This is a genomic window from Synechococcus sp. WH 7805, assembly GCF_000153285.1.
Classification (GTDB): Bacteria; Cyanobacteriota; Cyanobacteriia; order PCC-6307; family Cyanobiaceae; genus Synechococcus_C.
Map to the genome: position 1 here is coordinate 887,952 of NZ_CH724168.1, position 18,763 is coordinate 906,714.

At 53.3% G+C, this 18,763-nt stretch carries 18 protein-coding genes; 9 read left to right on the plus strand and 9 right to left on the minus strand.

What is annotated here, in order from left to right; all coding sequences use genetic code 11:
• Nucleotides 1-24: 24 nt before the first annotated feature.
• Complete coding sequence (locus tag WH7805_RS04790) at nt 25-291, minus strand: hypothetical protein (protein WP_006041873.1); 267 nt, start codon at nt 289-291, stop codon at nt 25-27.
• Nucleotides 278-595 (minus strand): hypothetical protein, encoded by a 318-nt coding sequence (locus tag WH7805_RS04795; RefSeq protein ID WP_006041874.1) that lies wholly within the window; start codon nt 593-595, stop codon nt 278-280. The genes WH7805_RS04790 and WH7805_RS04795 overlap by 14 nt, the downstream gene beginning before the upstream one ends.
• A 92-nt stretch (nt 596-687) precedes the next feature.
• Between WH7805_RS04795 and WH7805_RS04800 the strand changes: the two genes are divergently transcribed.
• Together WH7805_RS04800 and WH7805_RS04805 are read left to right on the plus strand one after the other, a co-directional pair.
• Nucleotides 688-1,185, plus strand: coding sequence for a hypothetical protein (locus WH7805_RS04800; RefSeq protein WP_006041875.1), 498 nt, complete (start codon nt 688-690; stop codon nt 1,183-1,185).
• On the plus strand, nt 1,182-2,201 hold the full coding sequence (locus WH7805_RS04805; protein ID WP_006041876.1) for a hypothetical protein: 1,020 nt from the start codon (nt 1,182-1,184) through the stop codon (nt 2,199-2,201). Before WH7805_RS04800 ends, WH7805_RS04805 begins: the two co-directional genes overlap by 4 nt.
• Before the next feature lie 4 nt (nt 2,202-2,205).
• On the opposite strand, the gene WH7805_RS04810 is transcribed toward WH7805_RS04805, so the two are convergent.
• Complete coding sequence (locus WH7805_RS04810) at nt 2,206-3,291, minus strand: sulfotransferase (protein ID WP_006041877.1); 1,086 nt, start codon at nt 3,289-3,291, stop codon at nt 2,206-2,208.
• A gap of 186 nt (nt 3,292-3,477) precedes the next feature.
• Here WH7805_RS04810 and WH7805_RS04815 point away from each other — a divergent pair, with 186 nt between their 5' ends.
• A complete protein-coding gene (locus WH7805_RS04815; protein ID WP_198005733.1) occupies nt 3,478-4,383 on the plus strand; it encodes a helix-turn-helix transcriptional regulator in 906 nt (301 codons plus the stop codon).
• Here WH7805_RS04815 and WH7805_RS04820 read toward each other — a convergent pair whose 3' ends face one another.
• Nucleotides 4,384-5,427 carry a hypothetical protein gene (locus WH7805_RS04820; protein WP_038004426.1) on the minus strand — a complete coding sequence of 348 codons (1,044 nt, stop codon included), beginning with the start codon at nt 5,425-5,427 and terminating at the stop codon, nt 4,384-4,386.
• A 365-nt stretch (nt 5,428-5,792) separates the two neighbouring features.
• Complete coding sequence (locus WH7805_RS04825) at nt 5,793-8,234, minus strand: arylsulfatase (RefSeq protein ID WP_232198953.1); 2,442 nt, start codon at nt 8,232-8,234, stop codon at nt 5,793-5,795.
• 217 nt (nt 8,235-8,451) lie between these two features.
• Between WH7805_RS04825 and WH7805_RS04830 the strand changes: the two genes are divergently transcribed.
• Nucleotides 8,452-10,776, plus strand: coding sequence for an arylsulfatase (locus tag WH7805_RS04830; protein WP_006041881.1), 2,325 nt, complete (start codon nt 8,452-8,454; stop codon nt 10,774-10,776).
• 53 nt (nt 10,777-10,829) lie between these two features.
• On the opposite strand, the gene WH7805_RS04835 is transcribed toward WH7805_RS04830, so the two are convergent.
• Nucleotides 10,830-11,189, minus strand: coding sequence for a DUF1622 domain-containing protein (locus WH7805_RS04835; protein ID WP_006041882.1), 360 nt, complete (start codon nt 11,187-11,189; stop codon nt 10,830-10,832).
• A 163-nt stretch (nt 11,190-11,352) separates the two neighbouring features.
• Here WH7805_RS04835 and WH7805_RS04840 point away from each other — a divergent pair, with 163 nt between their 5' ends.
• The 4 genes from WH7805_RS04840 to WH7805_RS04850 are packed head-to-tail and all read left to right on the plus strand — an operon-like array spanning nt 11,353 to nt 13,696.
• Nucleotides 11,353-11,733 carry a YidH family protein gene (locus WH7805_RS04840; RefSeq protein WP_006041883.1) on the plus strand — a complete coding sequence of 127 codons (381 nt, stop codon included), beginning with the start codon at nt 11,353-11,355 and terminating at the stop codon, nt 11,731-11,733.
• A 44-nt stretch (nt 11,734-11,777) separates the two neighbouring features.
• Nucleotides 11,778-12,632: a bile acid:sodium symporter family protein gene (locus WH7805_RS04845; protein ID WP_006041884.1), complete on the plus strand. Its 855-nt coding sequence runs from the start codon at nt 11,778-11,780 to the stop codon at nt 12,630-12,632.
• 27 nt (nt 12,633-12,659) lie between these two features.
• Nucleotides 12,660-13,283 carry a hypothetical protein gene (locus WH7805_RS14375; protein WP_156783616.1) on the plus strand — a complete coding sequence of 208 codons (624 nt, stop codon included), beginning with the start codon at nt 12,660-12,662 and terminating at the stop codon, nt 13,281-13,283.
• Between the two features lie 44 nt (nt 13,284-13,327).
• Nucleotides 13,328-13,696, plus strand: a complete 369-nt coding sequence (locus WH7805_RS04850) for a hypothetical protein (protein ID WP_006041885.1) — start codon at nt 13,328-13,330, stop codon at nt 13,694-13,696.
• On the opposite strand, the gene WH7805_RS04855 is transcribed toward WH7805_RS04850, so the two are convergent.
• Nucleotides 13,688-14,542 carry a formylglycine-generating enzyme family protein gene (locus WH7805_RS04855; protein ID WP_006041886.1) on the minus strand — a complete coding sequence of 285 codons (855 nt, stop codon included), beginning with the start codon at nt 14,540-14,542 and terminating at the stop codon, nt 13,688-13,690. The two genes, WH7805_RS04850 and WH7805_RS04855, sit on opposite strands and share 9 nt — an antisense overlap.
• A 273-nt stretch (nt 14,543-14,815) precedes the next feature.
• Here WH7805_RS04855 and WH7805_RS04860 point away from each other — a divergent pair, with 273 nt between their 5' ends.
• The gene (locus WH7805_RS04860; protein ID WP_232198955.1) at nt 14,816-15,820 is read left to right on the plus strand and encodes an outer membrane protein; all 1,005 of its coding nucleotides are present in this window, start codon (nt 14,816-14,818) and stop codon (nt 15,818-15,820) included.
• Here WH7805_RS04860 and WH7805_RS04865 read toward each other — a convergent pair.
• A complete protein-coding gene (locus tag WH7805_RS04865; RefSeq protein WP_006041888.1) occupies nt 15,794-17,131 on the minus strand; it encodes an NAD(P)/FAD-dependent oxidoreductase in 1,338 nt (445 codons plus the stop codon). The two genes, WH7805_RS04860 and WH7805_RS04865, sit on opposite strands and share 27 nt — an antisense overlap.
• 53 nt (nt 17,132-17,184) lie before the next feature.
• Nucleotides 17,185-18,738 carry a DUF1254 domain-containing protein gene (locus tag WH7805_RS04870; protein WP_006041889.1) on the minus strand — a complete coding sequence of 518 codons (1,554 nt, stop codon included), beginning with the start codon at nt 18,736-18,738 and terminating at the stop codon, nt 17,185-17,187.
• Nucleotides 18,739-18,763: the final 25 nt, after the last annotated feature.

The following is an 18,763-nucleotide window of genomic DNA, read 5'->3' on the forward strand; positions in this document are numbered from 1 at the left end:
TCAGCAGGCCAAGCCCTCCCTCCCTTACGAGTCAGAGGGTTCCTCACCATCGAGCAGAGCGTCGAGAGTCACCGCCGTGCGCACCAGAGCTTGATACTTCTGAAACACTCGCTGGTTGCGCTCCAACCAGCGGGCCGCCACAACGGCCCCTTCTCCACTAGCCGAGCCAGCCAATCCTGCAGGACCGTCGCCATCCATAAGTTCAAGGTCGTCTTCCCTTGCAATCAAAGCCAGCAGCAATTCATGCAGACGCTGACGTCGCAAGGGCTGGCTTGAATCAATCCCAGTCATCTCCACATCGATTTCGCACGTAATCCTCCCGCAGCTCGCGAAAGTCCTTGGATTGGCGCGCGAGAAGTGCACTTGCCTCCTCGGCCTGCTGCACATTGTCACCAGAGGCCTGAGACGATGCGATCAGCATGCGGTTGCGCGCCATCGAAGCTCCGAGGGTGTTCATCAGCCGCTTAATCAATCCGCAATCATCCACCGCTCGCGCTGACATCGGCACCAGCAGAGACACCATCACGACAAGGGCAAAAGAGCGGACCACAACCACGTTGACGTCTTCGAGCCAACGTATCGTCAAAGAGGTCATTGATCCCTACTGGGCAATAAAGCTGCCAACTGCGGAATTGCTGGTCATGGTGACCACATGGAGGCTTTCCACCTCCGCCACCCGCAACACCCATGCTCAATCAGCGTCGCGGTGGGGTGCTAGCAGGCCTAACAGTCCTGCTTGGCAGTCTCAGCGCACCCGTGGTGATAGCCCAGGAGCTTTACAACCTGAACACCACCTGTAGGACAGGTGATCGATCTTTTTCCTGTCGAGTTCAGGCTGTGGACGTCGACGACACCACCGAGTATCGCCATCAGTTCGGCTCCCGCACCGTGAGCTATCGCGTGATCGAAGATCCCTACGTTCGTATCGAAGGCCGGGGCAGTAACTCCAAGCCATGGATCTCGGTGAAGAACGCATTGATCAATTTCAAGACGGAAGAACTTTGTTTCAACGATGAGGCCTTCTGCGTCAAGAATCCCTCATTCCTGGCCGACGTTCTCATCAACAGCGGAGATGCCATGCAGGGCCGCACCCGAGTAGGCATGGCCTTCGGTCCCAACGGACGCGTGGATGTGGCCTGTTTTGACAACGGTTGTGACCGCCTCATGGAGGCCATCAAGCAATGACGCAAGCCATAAAGAACGGCTGCACACGACGGATCGCAGGATGCCTCGGCCTGCTCCTGAGTCTGCAGCCCGCGGCCGGGCTGGCCGCTCTCTCCAGCCACGAAGCCATCCGCCAGGAGTCCTCGCAGGAACAGCTCCTAGCCCAGCGCCGCGGCGGTAGCTCCCGAGGCGGTGGTTCCAGAGGCGGTGGTTCCAGAGGCGGTGGATCACGCAGCAGCGGCTCACGCAGTAGTGGCTCACGCAGCAGCGGTCGAACAGGCTTTAGCTCCTACAGCGGCAGTGGTTCTCGTAGCAGTTCCCGCCAATCCAATCAGGGATCGCGACAGACCAACCGCCAATCCAATCAGGGATCGCGACAGACCAGCCGCCAAACCAACCAAAGCAGCCGTCAGGGCACCCGCGACACCCGGCAAACCAATCGCAACGATGCCGTCAACAGCCGGCAAGACGGACGTCAGGGCACCCGCGACACCAGGCAAACCAATCGCAACGACGCCATCAACAGTCGGCAGGACGGACGCACCGATCGCACCGACATTCGCCAGAGCAACCGGACGGATCGGACAAACATTCGCAACGACACCTACCGCAAGGCGATCAACAACTGGGATCGCTACGGAAAAGGCTGGTACAGCGGAGGTAATTGGTACAACAACCGTCCATGGTCTTACGGCTGGTATGGCGGGTCTTATTGGAACAACTGGGGCTGGTACCCCGGCCAAGCAGCCGCTTGGGGGTTGGCAGGTCTGGCCACGTTTAGTGTGATCAACAGCCTGGTTAATTCAGCGCAAAACCAACAGGTCAGCTACATCGTGGTACCCAGCTCTGATTACTCGCTCTATTACCCGAGTATCACAGCCACTGGCGATGTGGTCACCTTTGAAGCCGACGACGGTTATGAGACGGTGCGTTACTCAGCCAACTGCAGGCAGGGGACCCTCAACGGCAGCACACCAAGGAATGCCAACGAAGCGCAGCTGCTGAACGCCGCATGCCAGGTGGCCTTTGGCCAATAACGGCTTAGGGGTGCGGCGGTTGTTGGGCCATCAGCTCCTGCAACCGCTGCTCCGCGGCGGGATTCAACTTCACTGGAGAGGGGTGATAGTTCTCCGCCTGAGTCGCGCGCGCCTGCACTGAGGATCGGGCCCGTTGCCAGCCACCGATTCCGAGGTCTCGATAAATCCTTTCCACCGTTGTGATGGGTGATGCCATCAGATCGGTGTAGGCCACCTCCACCAACTGTCCTGGAGGAATCTGAGCTCGGGACGCCTCAAAGGCTCCCATCAGCTCAGCGTGGGCGGCCACGGTTTCCTCAACCTGTCGCACCTGATCAGGCACAGCCTGAAACCCCATCAGCCCCCCCAAAAGCTGCTTCACCTGCACCAGAGAGCGAATCGAAGCGATTGGATCACGCTTGAGCAAAACAAAACGAGCATTGGGATACAACTGCAAGAGCAAGAGAACACGTGCTGTATGGGCTGAATTTTTGATCACGAGATGGCTCTTACCAACCCCGTCATGCAGCCAGGTGAGCTTGGTGAACCTCACAAGCTCACGCCGGAAGGATGCCGTAGAGGCCAGCACATAACGGCGAAAACACCTGGGATAACAACGAGGGAATGCCACTCCGGCCATGTTGGTGTCGAACGTGAGTCGGACGAGACCGATTTCGTCCTCCTGAGGATCCAGGGCAGACCAAGGCACAGCATCGATTGGACGATGCACGCTCATGATCCGATTCAAGAAGCCGACGATCAAAGGCTTCAAGATAAGGGCCACCTGCGGAGCCACAGTGAACGCATTCCTTGCCGTGGCTGCAGCTGGATCCGACGCCAACAGCTGATGCAGATAGGTGGTGCCACTGCGCCAATGTCCGATCACAACAACTGGATCATCTGGTGGCTGAATCTGCGCTAAGCGCTTGGAATACAGAGCAGTCTGGAGCCAAGCCAAAGGCTCGAGCACCAATCCAGAGAGAAGGGGAATCACACCATTCAACCCGCAACGCCAGTGGGGCTTGTAGAGGCGGAGCGCCTGGATCAGGACCGAAGGCCTGATGCATCCCCCGGCGACAAACTGATCGGAAGAACGCCGGAAAGGGTGCATTCAAAAAATTGACACTCAGCAGGCCTGCGAAGGCCACTAAAGAAATTAACTTATAACTGAAGGCTATGAGCAATGAAGAGAGACCACTATTACGGGAGACATTCCGACAAAACCATAAGGTTTCCTAAAGATCAGCCTCTTCCCTGGTCTGCCTCCTTCGGATCAGCAAGCGAACTGGCTTACTACTTGAAGCGTCTCGGCAAACCCTATGAGGCAATTCAACTGAGCCAAGGACGATTAGCGGGCAGATTCACTTGCGCCAATTTCAATTCGATCACCATTCTTGAAATCAGCAGCAATCAATGCTTGCTCCTGAATGGAGATCGCGGACCCGATTTCATGAGCTTTTGCCTGGAATCATCAGGAGTGGCCGACGATCACAAAACACACACTCTAGCCGTACCCAAATACTCAATCAACGGATTCAAATCAAACCTAAAGGAGTCACATTTTCAACTTACAGCAAATTCAACAACTTACTTCGCAATCACGTCAGCCAACAGAATTAATTCCATTCTGAAGCATTGCAAGGCAGAGCAACTAAAAGAAAAATTCCTAACTTGCAATAGTGCACAGATCACTCCAAGCCAACACAATAAACTCAAAACCCTGCTTCAACAGTCAATCAATAATACAGCCTCAAGCCTATCCAATCGACAACAAATCGGGAACTCGATAATCAGCCATTTTATTGACTCATTGATGAGCACACAAGACATCAACTACCATCCGCTTGAACTAACGCAACGCCAATTACTTGTTAAAAACTTCATCCAACTTGGATTTGATCGAGGAAATGAAGATCTAACACTAGACGATATCAGCAAACAACTTTTTTGCTCAAGACGAACTCTTATTCAAGGCACAAAAGACACCTTCGAAATGGGCCCAATGGAGCTCCTCAAAACCATCCGCCTCGAACAAGTGAATTGGATGCTGCGAAACAAAGACGCGAGAGCGGAGGCGGCGCTTCAGAACGTTTCAGATATCGCTAAACATTTTAATTTTTATAGTCGAGGACATTTCGCCAGGGCCTATCAAAATCTCTTCCATGAAAACCCTAGTCAAACATTGCAAGAGAATGCAACTTGATTAACCTCCCGTTGGGAAAAGGAACTGAACCTGAGCGCGGAAAGTCCAATCTCCAATCAGTGTTTGCCCAGCAACCTCAGGCTTGACTGCGTTGTAATAAGCGCTAAGTGATGCATTCACGGGCTGAGTCCCTAAAACAAAAACGCGCCCAAAGCCAGCTCCAACGGGAACGGTCCAGCCTTTGTTTTCGGCTTGGTTCCAGTTGGCAGTAATAATTGGGGAGCTGGTGAGATACCACCCTTTCGGAAGATTATAATTCAGAAAAGGTTGAATCAACATTTTATTCACATCACGACCATCGTCCCCCGCAAATGACCAAATATTATTAATCAATCCACCGGCAACAATTGGACCTTTTGTGTAAACAAGAACACCCGTTGGACCCGCACTCCAGCGCTTCGAACTGAGACGGTTATCGGTTGCCGAAGGAATCACCACCGTTGGACCCACACCAACGGTAAAATTACCCTTTAATGTTGGCACAAAAAAGACAGAGGGGTTGATGTCACCTAGGGACTGAATGGATGTACCCCGAGGCCCTGGCTGCGAAATGAATGGGACAATCGTACGGGTCACGAGTGTCAACCCATCGCTCACCTTGAAGGGAATGACAGGCTGCACATTCACAACATTCTGCGTTTGATTGGCTTTAAAGTTCGTGCGTACAGGAGGAAGCGAAGGATCAGCGGATGGAATCGTGACGTTTGGCGCCCACTGAGTTGAGGGTGTTGAATTCCATTGAATCGGAAGGCTGATCAAACTCGCAATAGGATTCTGAGCCGCTTTGGCGAGAGATCCTTCTTCCTTCGCCTTCGATTCTCCAGGAGTAACAGAAACAGGCTCATTCCCAGTAACAGGTTGAGGCTGATCAGAACCACTCTGAGCGATGGTTGCTTCAGTCCAAAGCAGAGGAGTGAAATCAAAATCCGCTGGATCTGCGACAAGTGGTTGATCACTAACCTGCGCTCTTGCAGAGAAACCTTGCGAAGAACCCAGCAAAGCAATGAAGACCGACGACAATATTTTGAACTTCAGTGTCGTCATCGGTTGGAAAATTAATCCGGTGCACTTTTATAGGCCAGATGCCTTGCCGCAGGGGCAGTAAAGTCCCATACTCCGCACGAACGGGATCAACCAGGCAAAAAGCATTGTCCAAACTCCATTGCTTTATTTAAAGATGAGTTCAGCGTCTACAGGATGATTCTTCAATGAATCGTTCAGATGCTTCCTCTTAATGGAGTTGTACTCCAGCTCAGTTCATGAAATATCGGTGATGACGGATATGGGCCTATGCAACAGCATGCTCTGGCTCAGGCCCCTGTTTGACAGGCATCATCAAGGCCAGCCAAGAAAAAGGGGATGGCTCAACTTGGAGCCATCCCCACAGACTGAATCAGTAACACGCGTCCTTAGCCCTTGGCTGCATCCGTGTCCTTGGGGTAGATCTGAAGTGTCACCTTGTCAATCTGACCGCCATAGGCGCTGTAACGACGAGGACCAATGGTTTTAACCGTGACCGCAGAGCCACGGTCGAGACCAACATCAGCGCCTTCATCAATGGAAAAACGCGATGCAATCGTCTTCTCCAGGCGGCCTTCAGCGACCACCTCGCCGTTGAGTTTCAAGCGAAGATCTGCACCTTTTCCAGTGCCACCGCCGTCGTAGTCGAGTTCGAAACGGATTTCGGATTTACCAGCGGGCAATGGCTTGTTGCTCGTCAGGGTGAACAGCTCTCCCATGTAGTTATAGGTATAGGAAGGCTTGTTGTTTTCAACATAAAGCGACCAACCACCGAATCGCCCTCCCTGGGAGAAGATCACGCCATCTTCTTCGCCTCCTTTCACATCAACAAAGGCCGTCACACTATTCGACACGTTCTTCACATTGAGAATCGAGTCTTCGACCATGTTCCAAGCATAGGGATATAAATCCATCGACGTGCGATCACCTAACAGGGTGGGCCGACCTGCAACAGATGGGACAAGACGCTCGAGCAGGCGGTCATCCAGGGGCAGCACCTGATTCTCAATGGCCTCTTCCATAAATTTCTTCTTCAAGGCCACAAGGCGTTCTGGCTCCTGATCAGCAAGATTATTCGAGAGACTGAAATCCTTCGTGGTGTCGTACAGCTCCCAACCATCATCTGCCGCAACCGTGTTCATTCTTTTGGGCGCCATCCAGGGATACATGATGGTTGCCCGAGCCATCCAGCCGTTGTGATAGATACCTCGGTTGCCAATAATCTCGAAGTACTGCGTGTTGTGCTTTTCTTTGGCATCTGGATTATCAAAGGTATACATCAGGCTGGTTCCCTGCATGGGAATCTGCGGAATACCATTAATTGTTTTGGGCATCGGCAGATTGGCCGCCTCAAGAATTGTTGGGGCGACATCATTCACATGCGAGAACTGAGTGCGCACACCACCAACTTTTTTGATGCGCTCCGGCCAATGAATCACTGTGCCATTGCGTGTTCCGCCAAAATCACCGGCGACTTGCTTGGAAAGTGCAAAAGGTGAATTAAAGGCAATCGCCCAAGCCATGTGATACATGGGGTAGGTGGTTGGACCACCCCATTCATCAAGCTTCGCCTCCTGTTCGTCAGGCGTTTCTCCAACACCATTGAGGTAGTGGTTCCAATTCCAATGACCAGTCCTATCCCCCTCAACACTGGCGCCATTGTCACCAGTTATATAAATCACCAAGGTGTTGTCGAGCTCACCTAGATCTTCAATCGCCTGAATCAAACGGCCTGCTTCATAATCGGAGTGCTCCGTGAAGGCAGCAAACACCTCAGCCTGGCGCGCATAAATTTTCTGCTGCTGGGGGGTGAGGCTGTCCCACTTGGGAATACTGTCTGGCGCCTTGGCCATCTGCGTACCTTCAGGAACAATCCCAGCCTTGATCTGGTTCTTTAGATTGCGTTCCCTAAGGACATCCCAGCCCTCGTCAAACTTGCCTTTATATTTGTCAATCCATTCTTTGCCCACATGGTGTGGGGAGTGGGCACCGGCTGAGGAGTAATAGATGAAAAATGGTTTATCAGGCTTGATCGCTTTCTGTTGACGAACCCAACCGATCGCCTGATCGGTCATGTCTTCGGTGAAGTGATACCGATCTTTCTTCGGTGCATCCACAACGGTGACACCATCGTGGATGGTGGGTTCCCACATGTTGTCTTCCGCCCCAACGAACCCGTAAAACTTCTCAAATCCTTGACGCGTTGGCCAACGGGTTTGAGGGCCAGCAGCCGTGGTTTCACGGCCTGGGGTTTCATGCCACTTACCGAAGGCCGCTGTGTTGTAACCATTGAGTCTCAGAATTTCTGCAACCGGCACGGCATAATCCGGCACAACGGTTGAATTACCTGCATAACCCGTCGCGATCTCTGGAATGGATCCCGTGTTCACCTTGTGGTGATTACGACCAGATTTCAATGCTGCCCGCGTTGGGGCGCAAAGGGCTGTGGTGTGGAACTTGTTGTAGCGCAGCCCATTGTCGGCCAGCTTCTCCGCCGTCGGCATGTTCACCACACCGCCGAATGCGGAAGGAGCCGCGTAGCCCACATCATCCAAAAGGATGATCACCACGTTGGGTGCATCGGCTGGTGCGGTCACCTCCCACTGTGCGGGCAATGGCACCTCTGAAGGCAGAACTTTGGTGACCTTTTCAGGCCTTGGCTCAGCGATGGGGAGATTCGTCCGATCGAAGACACCTGCTTGGGATTGCCCCTGCTTCATGCAGGCAATCGTCAAGCTTGTCGCAAGCAACACACCCCCTCCAACGGTCAGACGGCGGATCAAACGGGGGACTTTGATGGGATCTGGCATACCTTGAAGTTCTTCCAGCAACGAGGTCCTAGGACTTTCAACTTCTTAACTCTGGATTGACGGAGAGGGGTCGAGCATCGCTCAACTGCGCACAATCGGGATCACCAGTATTGAGCTCGATTGTGGTCTCCCAGACCCATTGATCCCGTCTGTGCAAGTTCTCTTCCCTGACGTATTCAGAGATTGAAACAGCCGGTAGTTATGAACTGTCCGCTCACGCTCGACTCACTTCTTAACCATGGGCAACAGCAACACATCACCAATCGATGGCTCGATTTTGCCGTTTCCTGCCAAACCGTCGGGCAGCAAGGCTGGGACGTCGATGCAGGAGTCGACATATAGCCCACTACCCGATCCCAAGAGACTTCCAGACGACGCACCCAACATTCTTGTGGTGCTCATTGACGATGCCGGTCCTGCAATGCCGGAATGCCTGGGTGGCGAAATTCATACACCTACACTTCAGGCGATCAAAGATGGTGGTGTGGGTTTCAATCGCTTCCACACCACAGCGATGTGTTCACCAACACGCTCGTCGCTGCTATGCGGTCGTAACCACACCTTCGTAGGCAACGGCCAGATCTGTGAATTCGCCAACGACTGGGACGGTTATTCAGGGCGTATTCCTGAAAGCTGTGCACTGCAGGCGGAGGTGCTGCGCAATTACGGATACGCCACCGGAGCATGGGGCAAATGGCACAACACGCCCTCCAATGAGACCACGGCTGCAGGTCCCTTTGAAAACTGGCCAACGGGTCTTGGTTTCGAATACTTCTACGGATTCCTCGCAGGTGAGTGCTCTCAATATGAGCCGCATCTGGTGCGCAACACCACAGTGGTGTTGCCACCAAAAACAGCAGCAGAGGGATATCACGTCAGTGAAGACCTGGCCGACGACGCGATCAACTGGCTGCAGACCCACAAGGCTCTCCGCCCCGATCAGCCCTTCTACATGTACTGGGCATCCGGAGCCCTGCATGGTCCTCACCATGTGAATAAGGAGTGGGCAGACAAGTACAAGGGCAAGTTCGACGGGGGCTGGGACGCGTATCGCGAAAAGGCATTTAAAAATGCCAAGGCCAAAGGCTGGATTCCCGAAAACGCACAGCTCACGCCACGCCACCCCCGTTTGGCTGCCTGGGATTCCATCCCTGATGATCAGAAGCCCTTCCAGTCACGTTTGATGGAAGTGTTGGCAGGCTTTGCTGAACACACCGATCACCAAGTCGGTCGCATCGTCTCAGAAATTGAACGGCTGGGCTACGAGGAAAACACACTCGTTGTTTACATCTGGGGTGACAATGGCTCTTCTGGAGAAGGCCAGGACGGCACCATCTCCGAGCTGTTGGCTCAGAACTCCGTCGCCTCGGAAATTGAGCAGCACATCGAGGTTCTCAATGAACTTGGCGGACTCGATGTGCTCGGCTCCCCGCTGGTCGACAACATGTATCACGCAGGCTGGGCCTGGGCCGGCAGCACGCCTTACCAAGGTATGAAGCTGCAGGCTTCCTATCTCGGCGGCACCCGCAATCCCATGATGGTCAAGTGGCCCAAGGGCATCAAGCCGGATCCCAAGCCGCGGTCGCAGTTCCACCACTGCAACGATCTTGTACCAACGATCTATGAGCTGGTGGGGATCACTCCACCCAAGATCGTCAATGGCGTGGAGCAGGATCCCATCCACGGCACCAGCTTTGCCTATGCCTTCAATGCCCCCGATGCTCCAGATCAGCTCAAGACCCAGTTCTTCGACATCATGGGTTCTCGCTCGATCTATCACAACGGTTGGATAGCTGGGGCCGTAGGGCCTCGGCTGCCCTGGGTGAAGGGTGTCGACCCCGACATCCTCACCTGGTCACCCGACACCGATGACTGGGAGCTCTACAACCTCGATGAGGATTGGAGTCAGAGCAAGAACCTGGCAGATCAGCATCCAGAGAAGTTGCAGATGCTTAAAAATCTGTTCCTGGTGGAATCGGCCAAATACAAAAACCTGCCGATTGGCGGCGGCCTCTGGACCATCATCTTCCACCCGGAACTGAAGGTTGCCCCGCCGGCAACATCCTGGGAGTTGCCAGGGACCATCACGCGTATTCCGGAACCCTGTGCTCCACGACTTGGTTGCCTCAACAACAAAGTCACGATTGACATGGAGATTCCGGAGACGGCCAGTGGAGTGCTCTACAAGCTCGGTGCCAATTCAGGTGGCCTCACCTTGTACATGGATCAGGGGATTCTCATTTATGAGTACAACCTGTTCATCATTGAACGCACCAAGCTGCGCTCTGCTGAGCCACTGCCGGCCGGTCGCCACAAACTGGAGATCGTCACCCAGCACACCGACGACAACCCAAGAGGCCCGCTGTCGATCAAGGTATCCCTCAATGGCACCCAGGTGATCGACGGAACTGTGCCGAGGGTTGCAGCTGTGCTGTTTACAGCAAATGATTGTCTGGATGTCGGTCAGGCGCTCGGTTCTCCTGTTTCACTCGATTACCACGAGCGTGCGCCATTCAAGTTCAACGGATCCATTCACACCATGCACGTGGAGTATCTCGAATAACATAAAACAAACATTTAATGGGAGCAATTATCAATACCCTGGAGCAGGCTTCGTCAAGAAGCCTGCTCTTTTTCTTTAAGTTCAAGGCTCAAAAAGTAATTTAGAAATGTACGCACCAGTGCCACAGCACCCAGCTGAATCAATGCAGATGCTTCGCGACTTATTGTGGTTTGAACCACATCAGCGCCAAGTTGAAACTCAAGTGCCAGGGCAACCCACCCACCAAATGTCAAACGGGCCGCTGTTAACGGCCCTCGTTGCAAAAGGCGCGGCGGAATGGCTCGTAGGCGAAGTGGTCCACCAGGGCAAAAAACCGCAATAAGACCAACAGCAACAGAAAGAATCGAAAGGTATTCGAGAATCAGACGCAATCCCTCTGCTGAATGTGTCAGAACATGTTCAGCTAATCCCATGAATAATCAAATGCAGGTTTGAGGTCATTGTGAATCGAAAAACAAAAATTATCGCTTTCCTAAAAGTAGAACACAACAAACCTGCACAATCAGGATCATTCCGGGATGACGCGATCTGCAGGCGTTTCTACTTTAAAGAAAGTATTCCGGCCCACCGCAGCGGATGAGCAATGCCAATACGGAACTGGCCAAAACGCGCAATAGAGCCGCAGCAGAACGCACAACCCTGGCGTGGATCCGAACCGCTCTTGCCTTGATCAGTTTCGGATTCGGTCTCGACAAAATCATCGATGCCATTCGAGATGCAGGAGGTGACACCAACTCCAGGCATGACATCGGTGTCCAGCTGATGTCAATGGGATTCATCGCAGTCGGAATTTTTACACTGCTGATCGCGATCCGTCAGCACAAACGCGAACTGATGAGGCTGCGTAGCGACCCTTACCTCTACCGCGATGATCCATCACTTTCGATTGCCACCGCAACAGCCGTGCTTGGAATCGGAGTGATGGCCTTTCTGCTGCTGCTATCCAGCTTGATCTGAAGACATCACCTTTCTCGAATTACTCCTGAAGCCCCCTTATTTCAATGTCCATCCTGATTTCTCTGGCCCTTTTCTTCATCATGGTGTCTCTGGGACTCAATCTGCCCAGCTTGCAATTTGACTTGCTTAAACACAGACCCGCTCTAATTGGTCGTGTACTACTCGCCACCTGCGCAGCCATGCCCCTGGCAGCATGGCTGCTGCTAAAAACCCCAATGGGACAAGGGCTGTCGCCAGCCATCGCAACAGCAGTGATGCTGATGGCCATCTGCCCCAGCGCCCCGATGATCGCCTTGAAGAGCAGGAAGTTGGCGAACAACCCTGAACTAGCGACAAGGCTGCAATTCTGGTCAGCTTGCGCTGCCATCATCAGCGTTCCGCTCTGGGTCTCTCAGTTGCCAGCTGAAGCGGGGGAAACCATCTGGAGCGTCAACGCCAAGGATGTCGCTCATCAAGTCTTCACCGTGCAACTCTTTCCATTACTCCTCGGCGTGTCATTGCGGCGTTGGTGTGCAGACTGGGCTGAACGCTGGAATCCAATTGTTCAGAAATTGAGCAACATTCTTCTATTTGTGCTCCTAACCCTAATCCTGGTCGTGGCCTTGCCGAAAGTATCGCCAATGCTGATCGACAACCTCAGAGGTGCACTCGTGATGCTCATCCTCACCTGGATTGGCCTTGGGCTGGGATATGTCGTGGCAGGAAATAACCAAGTCGAGCGCAGCACCCTGCCCTTGGTGCTTTCCATGCGTAATCCAGGCCTTGCATTGCTCATCGTTCAAGGCATGGCCCCCAACGCCATCGATCTCAAGGCAGCGGTTGTGGGCTACGTCGTCATTACTGCGGTTGGAACTGCACCATTCATGAAATGGCGCAAAACAACTACATCACAAGCATGACCAAGCGAAGAACATACCAGCAGATTTATGCACACTGATTTAAACAAAGAAGCCGAGCTCACTTTGAAGCCTCGTCGAGGAGCCGACATTCAGGCTCTATTCGTCACTGCCTTGGCTAGTTATCTCATCACCCTGACAACCCCATTATTCCCATCCTTAATCATAAGCTGCACCTTGTTAATCACATTGAGCAGGCTACGCAATCGCTTACGCAAACCAAATCTCTGGTGGTCTGGCATCGGATTATGCACAGGAAGTTTCCTTGGAACAGCTTCGACGATGGTCAACAATGTTCTCGAAAGTGGTACTAGTCCGGCCAATACTCCGTGGGAACGCCTTGTATTTGTCATCATATTAGGGATTACAGGCTTTTTTTCAGGCAGTCGCATTGGCATCAACCCTGATGCAGTAGAAGGCCGCACGATCGGGGACATGCTTCGCGCACTCAGTGGAACTTTTACGGGCGTATTCGGTGTCTTAGTTGCCATCGGATTTGTACTAGGAGGCCTGGACGAAGCACGAATGCTCTCAAGCAGACTCACTACCTCTCTAACAATCATTGTGCTTGGCCTACTTGGCCCTGGATGGATCAGCCACCGAATCAGGATCTATCAACATCATAGCCAACATCAAAAAAATCCCATCAAATAGCCATCTTTAACGAAGTCATCAACAACCATTCCAACACCACACACATGCTTAATCAACGCAATCTTTATCGAATCGCCGCTGCTATAGAGCTGATCACAGGAGTAACGCTGCTCTTGCTTCCGGGCTTCATCGTCCAGATGCTGTTCCAAGCCAAAGCAATTGGCGCGGAGCCATATCTGGCCCAGCTCTATGGCCTGGCCTTGATCGGACTCGGCGTGGCCTGCTGGAGCCAGCCCTGTCCAATGTCGGCACAACGAGGGATCACGATCTACAACGTTGTCGCGGCTGTGTTCTTATTCGCGCTAATTGCTAAGGCGATCTCGGGTGGACTCATGGTTTTGGCGGCCGCTTCCTTGCACCTCGTGCTCGGCGCGTTGATGATCATCGATCAGCTGAAACAGCGATCAATCTGAATCGGCTGCGCAACGAAAACCCATGTGACACGTTGCGGTGTCGGTTGTCTGGCCCATCAATGCAGCCGGCCGGAACCGATGGCAATAGTTTTCCGCACACAAAAACGATCCGCCCTTGATAATCCGCCTTTCCTGCTCTCCTTTCGGAACAGGGAACAACGTCGACGTCCATTCCCAGACGTTGCCGCACATATCGACCAAGCCATAGCCATTGGCAGGGAAACTGCCGACAGGAGACGTCCAAAACCAGCCGTCGGTCTGCTCATTGATCCAAGGGAACGGCCCTTGCCAGACATTGGCTAGCCACTGGCCTTCGGGGGTCATCTCCGACCCCCAGGCATATTCATGCCCAACGAGGCCGCCCCGAGCCGCCACTTCCCATTCATCAGCTGTTGGCAGGCGTTTTCCTGCCCATTCGGCATAAGCCAATGCATCCTCGTAAGCAAGATGCACCACCGGATGCTCCATGAGGTTGTCGATGGTGGTTGAAGGTCCCTGGGGATGGCGCCAATCCGCACCTTCCACCAAGGCCCACCAGGAAAGAGGTTGGCTGCGATCGACACTCGCTGGAGGCGGCGTGAAGACTGCCGATTCAGGGCATTGCTGCTCTGGGGGCAGGTTGGGATACAGCTCTGGATCAGGCGGCTTTTCAGAGACTGTCTGATAGCCGGTGTCGGCAACAAACCGAGCAAACTCGGCATTCGTGACTGGCGCCACATCGATCACAAACGACTGCAATTGAATGGATCGGATTGGAGCCTCTTCCGGATAGAAAGACTCTGAACCGACGCGATACGTCCCGGCAGGAATAACAACCATCTGAGCGCGCTGACCACTCATGTGCATAACAAGATTCAACAAACTCGATGAATTGAATCCAATGACTCAATGAATCAGAATAATTCTGGAGCGCTTTGAGCTTAGCCGTCAATAGAGTGAACACAGTGCTTGATGTTGCTCCATCGCCACAACCACAACAAACAAGGGGACCAGTTGGGCAGCAAGGTCAAATCCTGTCCGGAATAATTCTGCACAAATGGGACCATTTTGAGAAGCAATGATTCCAAGCCGTCCCTACCGTTTGCGAATTCAACCTCTGTTGTGATGCGAGCTTTATCCTTGGCCCTTCTTGCGACACTGAGCTTCCTGAGTGTGGAGGTTGCAGCGAAGCCACAAGACGAAAGCACTCCTGACGAGGCGAACGCAACTGATTTCAGCACACCACTGGTGCTTAGCCAGGCTGAATCAGTCAACAATGAGGAAGAATCTCAGGAAGATGAGGAAGACTCCTGGCGGGTCTATCTTGATCTCTATGCCTTTTTGGTGCCGACGACTTACACGACGTCAGAAGTCAATGGCAACAGAACAGACTCAGAACTACCACTTTCCGAGGTCATCGACAAGCTCGATAAAGCACTGACCTTCAGAGCTCAGGTGGAATATGGACGCTTGGGGTTCATGGCAGGGATCTACAGCGGCAGTTTGTCGGATAGCCAATCCGCAAACTTCTACAACGAAACCAACAATCCCTTACGAAACCGACTGGATCTTCCAAGTGCTCTTCGAAAACGCACTCTTCGTGTCGAAGGCGATCTTGATCTCGATGTAGAGGCCAATCAAACCATCGTTGATCTGGCTTTCCGTTACCGCGGGGGTGCTATCCAGAAACCTCGCATGGAAAAAGGGAGCAGCAGCTTTCTTGGACTTGTCGGAGCGAGGATCATTGACGCCAACGTTCGCACCAACTTCACGCTGAACAACGAGACAACACTCTCCGTTGAGGGAGTACGCGTCAACAGAGAACTCAGCCGCAAATTGGAGAAATCCTCAAGTGAAAATTTCGGCAACACCTGGGTGCAACCGCTGATTGGTGTCTATGGCACCTATGCCATCAGTGAGGACTGGCAGGCCTTTGCCTACCTTGACGCAGGTGGATTCGGGCTGAGCGGAGAAAAGGATCTGAGTGGAACCGCCCAGGCAGGCATTGCCTATGCGCTAGGAAACTCAGCTCAGATCTCACTCTCCTACAAGTATTTCGGCCTTGACTATGCCGGAGGCGGTGGTAATTCCTACAGCGTTGATCAAAGCGGCGTGAACCTAGGCCTGCGCTGGCTGTTTGACTGATGCAGCAGCCTGAGAAGTCAGGCTGTCAGCCACATTCACAGCCGTACGCGAGCCGCTGGCGATGGCGCCTTCGATGAAGCCGCGCCAACCCTCGGTGGTATCACCGGAGGCAAAGTACAGATGACCTTCGTGATGCGGAAGCTCATCGGCGAAGCGTTCGAAGCAACCGGGTCGGTAGGTGCACCAGCTGCCGTTGGAAAGCGCGTCATCACCCCAGTCATGACCAAACGTAGAGAGCAGGCGAACACCAGGAATGAATTCTTCGAGAATGGTTTGCCATTCAGAGACTGGCTTCTCCAGGGCACCGGGTTCGAGACTGAACCCGGCCAACACCGAATGCTGCTCGCCGCGTTTGTAGGTGAAGCTGCCGATCAGGGGTGAATCGGTGGAGCGGGACAGGGTCATCACCGCTCCGGGGTCACCCTCCACTTCAAAAAACACCTTGTATCCGCCCCCGACGTGCTTCAGCTGCGAAGCCTCTTGCTTCACCGCAGAGAGCGGCGGATCAAACGAAACGCTGTTCAACACATTCAGCGGCACAGTCACCACAGCACGCTTGGCAGTGACAACCTCACCATTCACGGTTGTCACTGACACACCGGTCGCTGAGTGCTGAATAGAGGACACCGACGTGTTCAGTGCAACTTCAAAAGCACCATCCTCTTCAATCGCAGAAACGAGAGCGCCAGTCCCTTCCGTGAACTTGTAACGGGCGGCAGTGTCGTTGAACAGCTCGTAATTCCAACCGGTGAGCGACCAGCAACGCATCATCTCCACATAGGAAGCATTCGCGGGTTGGTTCATCGAAAGGATCTCGAGCATGCCCCCGACAGCAGTCCGCTGCAAGGGAGTGAGTTCCAAAGCATTCATCCGATCAGCCACCGTTAGAGCATCACATTCAACAATCGCCTCACGCGTGTGACGAGAGTCGTAAGGGAGCTCCCAAACCGCCTTGGATTCTGCAAAAAACTGATGAAAGCCATCAACAAATTCAGCCAACTGGTCTTCGCGCAGGTCATGCACCTGATCACCGATCTTGATCGCAATCCGCTCGGCAGCACAGCCGGGTGTTTCCTGAATCTCAAGGCCGTAGCGTTCTTTTTCCGCCCAGACGAATGGCTGGGTCCAATGAATCCAGGTTCCACCAAGTTCCACCGCAAAACCGTTCACCGGCTTGTGCCAGGTACGACCGCCCAAGCGATCTCGGGCTTCCAAGAGAAGGACCTTGAAACCCCGCTTTTGAAGGTCACGGGCTGCTGTGATCCCGGCAAAACCACCACCAATCACAGCCACATCAACAGAACGAGCCATAAGAATTCAGTAAAAAGAGAATTAACCAAACAAATTTCAGATCGTCAAAACAATCAGATTTTTTCAATCGCTCCCAGCTTCCAGGAGCGGTCAAACCATTCCTGACCTGGGCCATAAAGACGGAAGATGCCGAACCAACCCTTTCCTGGAACCGTCTTCACCCAGTTGGCCTCTTTCCCAGCAGGGGCTTCAGGGCCGAAATACAGATCAATGCTGCCGTCGGCATTCTTGGCCATCTCAGGATTGCGCTTGTTGTTTTTGCTGGGGTAGGGCATCTCCTTGCTCTGCAACATGGAGCGGGTTTGCGGGTCGTAAACAACAAACGACCAGAACCTCTTGGCAGGGGGATTGGCAGGGATGTTGAGTTTGTAGGTTTTAGAACCATCCAGATAGGCACCGCTACTGTCACGAGAAGAAAAGGCGTACTGCGAACCCACACCAGGAAGTTCCAGCACCATCGCCGGAGTATTCACTGTGGCGAGATAGAAAAACAGGGTGCGTCCGTCCATGTCGCGCCCACCCTTGCCGCCATTGACGACATAGTCATGGTTTCCGCCTGGGAAGCCGGTTTGCCAGTAGCCGGCTTTACCGGGATAGATATAGGCCTTGGGATCCTGCGGAGCAAACAGAATCGAACGCGCTGTGGCATTTCCGATGGCAACAGCTTCAGTCAGCAGGGCTTTTTGTTCCTTCGATGGCTTAAATGGCTTCCCTTTTTGAATGCCGATTGCTGAAGCCATCCCCAGGAGTTCAGGAGAGAAAACCTCAGATGGCTCACGCTGGATCACGTCATTGAGTTCTTCGTAGAACTTGAAGTCATTGGCATGGATCGTGTTCACGTCAGAACCGGTAAGGTTCTTGAACGTGTTGGCAGGAGGGTTGTTCCTTTTAGCGAAGGGATACACCTTGAGGCCATTCATAAATGCCGCTTTTGCTGTATCGGGCTTGCCTTGCTGATCGAGGAAGCCACGAAGGATCAGCCAGTTGATCTTGCTCGGGGTTCTGGCCACGAAGTAGCCCTCTGTGCTCGCCGGAGCTTCCTGACCTGGGCCAAGAATCAAATACTTGCCGCCCTTACCTTTATCTGGACCAGGGCCGCCCATATCAACAACAAAACGGAAGAAGGCATCATTGACAGTTCCAGGACCTGTGCCAGGGGGAACTTCCACCACAACAGGACCTTCACTGAGATCCAGAAAGGCTGAGGCGTATACCGTGTCGGTGTTCCCAGTGAGCCAGAGGGATGTGGAGCTCATCAGCTCTTCGAACAACCCGATGTCGCGATTTGGCTTCAAGCCATAGCCATCACGGTGACCGACGTAGAGCATCTCGAGGGATGCTGCGGGAATGAAGTTCAGGAATGTCTGAACGCCACGCCCTAGGTCCACCTGACGGCGTGCCTTGCGCATGGTTTCATCGTCGGGAAAACCATCGAAATAATTGAACGTACCGATTCGGGTTTGAACCGAATCCGGCGTCAACACATCACCAGGAATTGGCGTGTTGTAACCCTTGGGAATGAGGTTGTTGGCTTTGAGAACAACCCCACTTCCGGCTACGAGCAGAGCGGAAGCGAGAACAAACTGAAGGCGGGTGAAGCGTTTCATGGAAGAGCAAAAAATGGGAGGGATT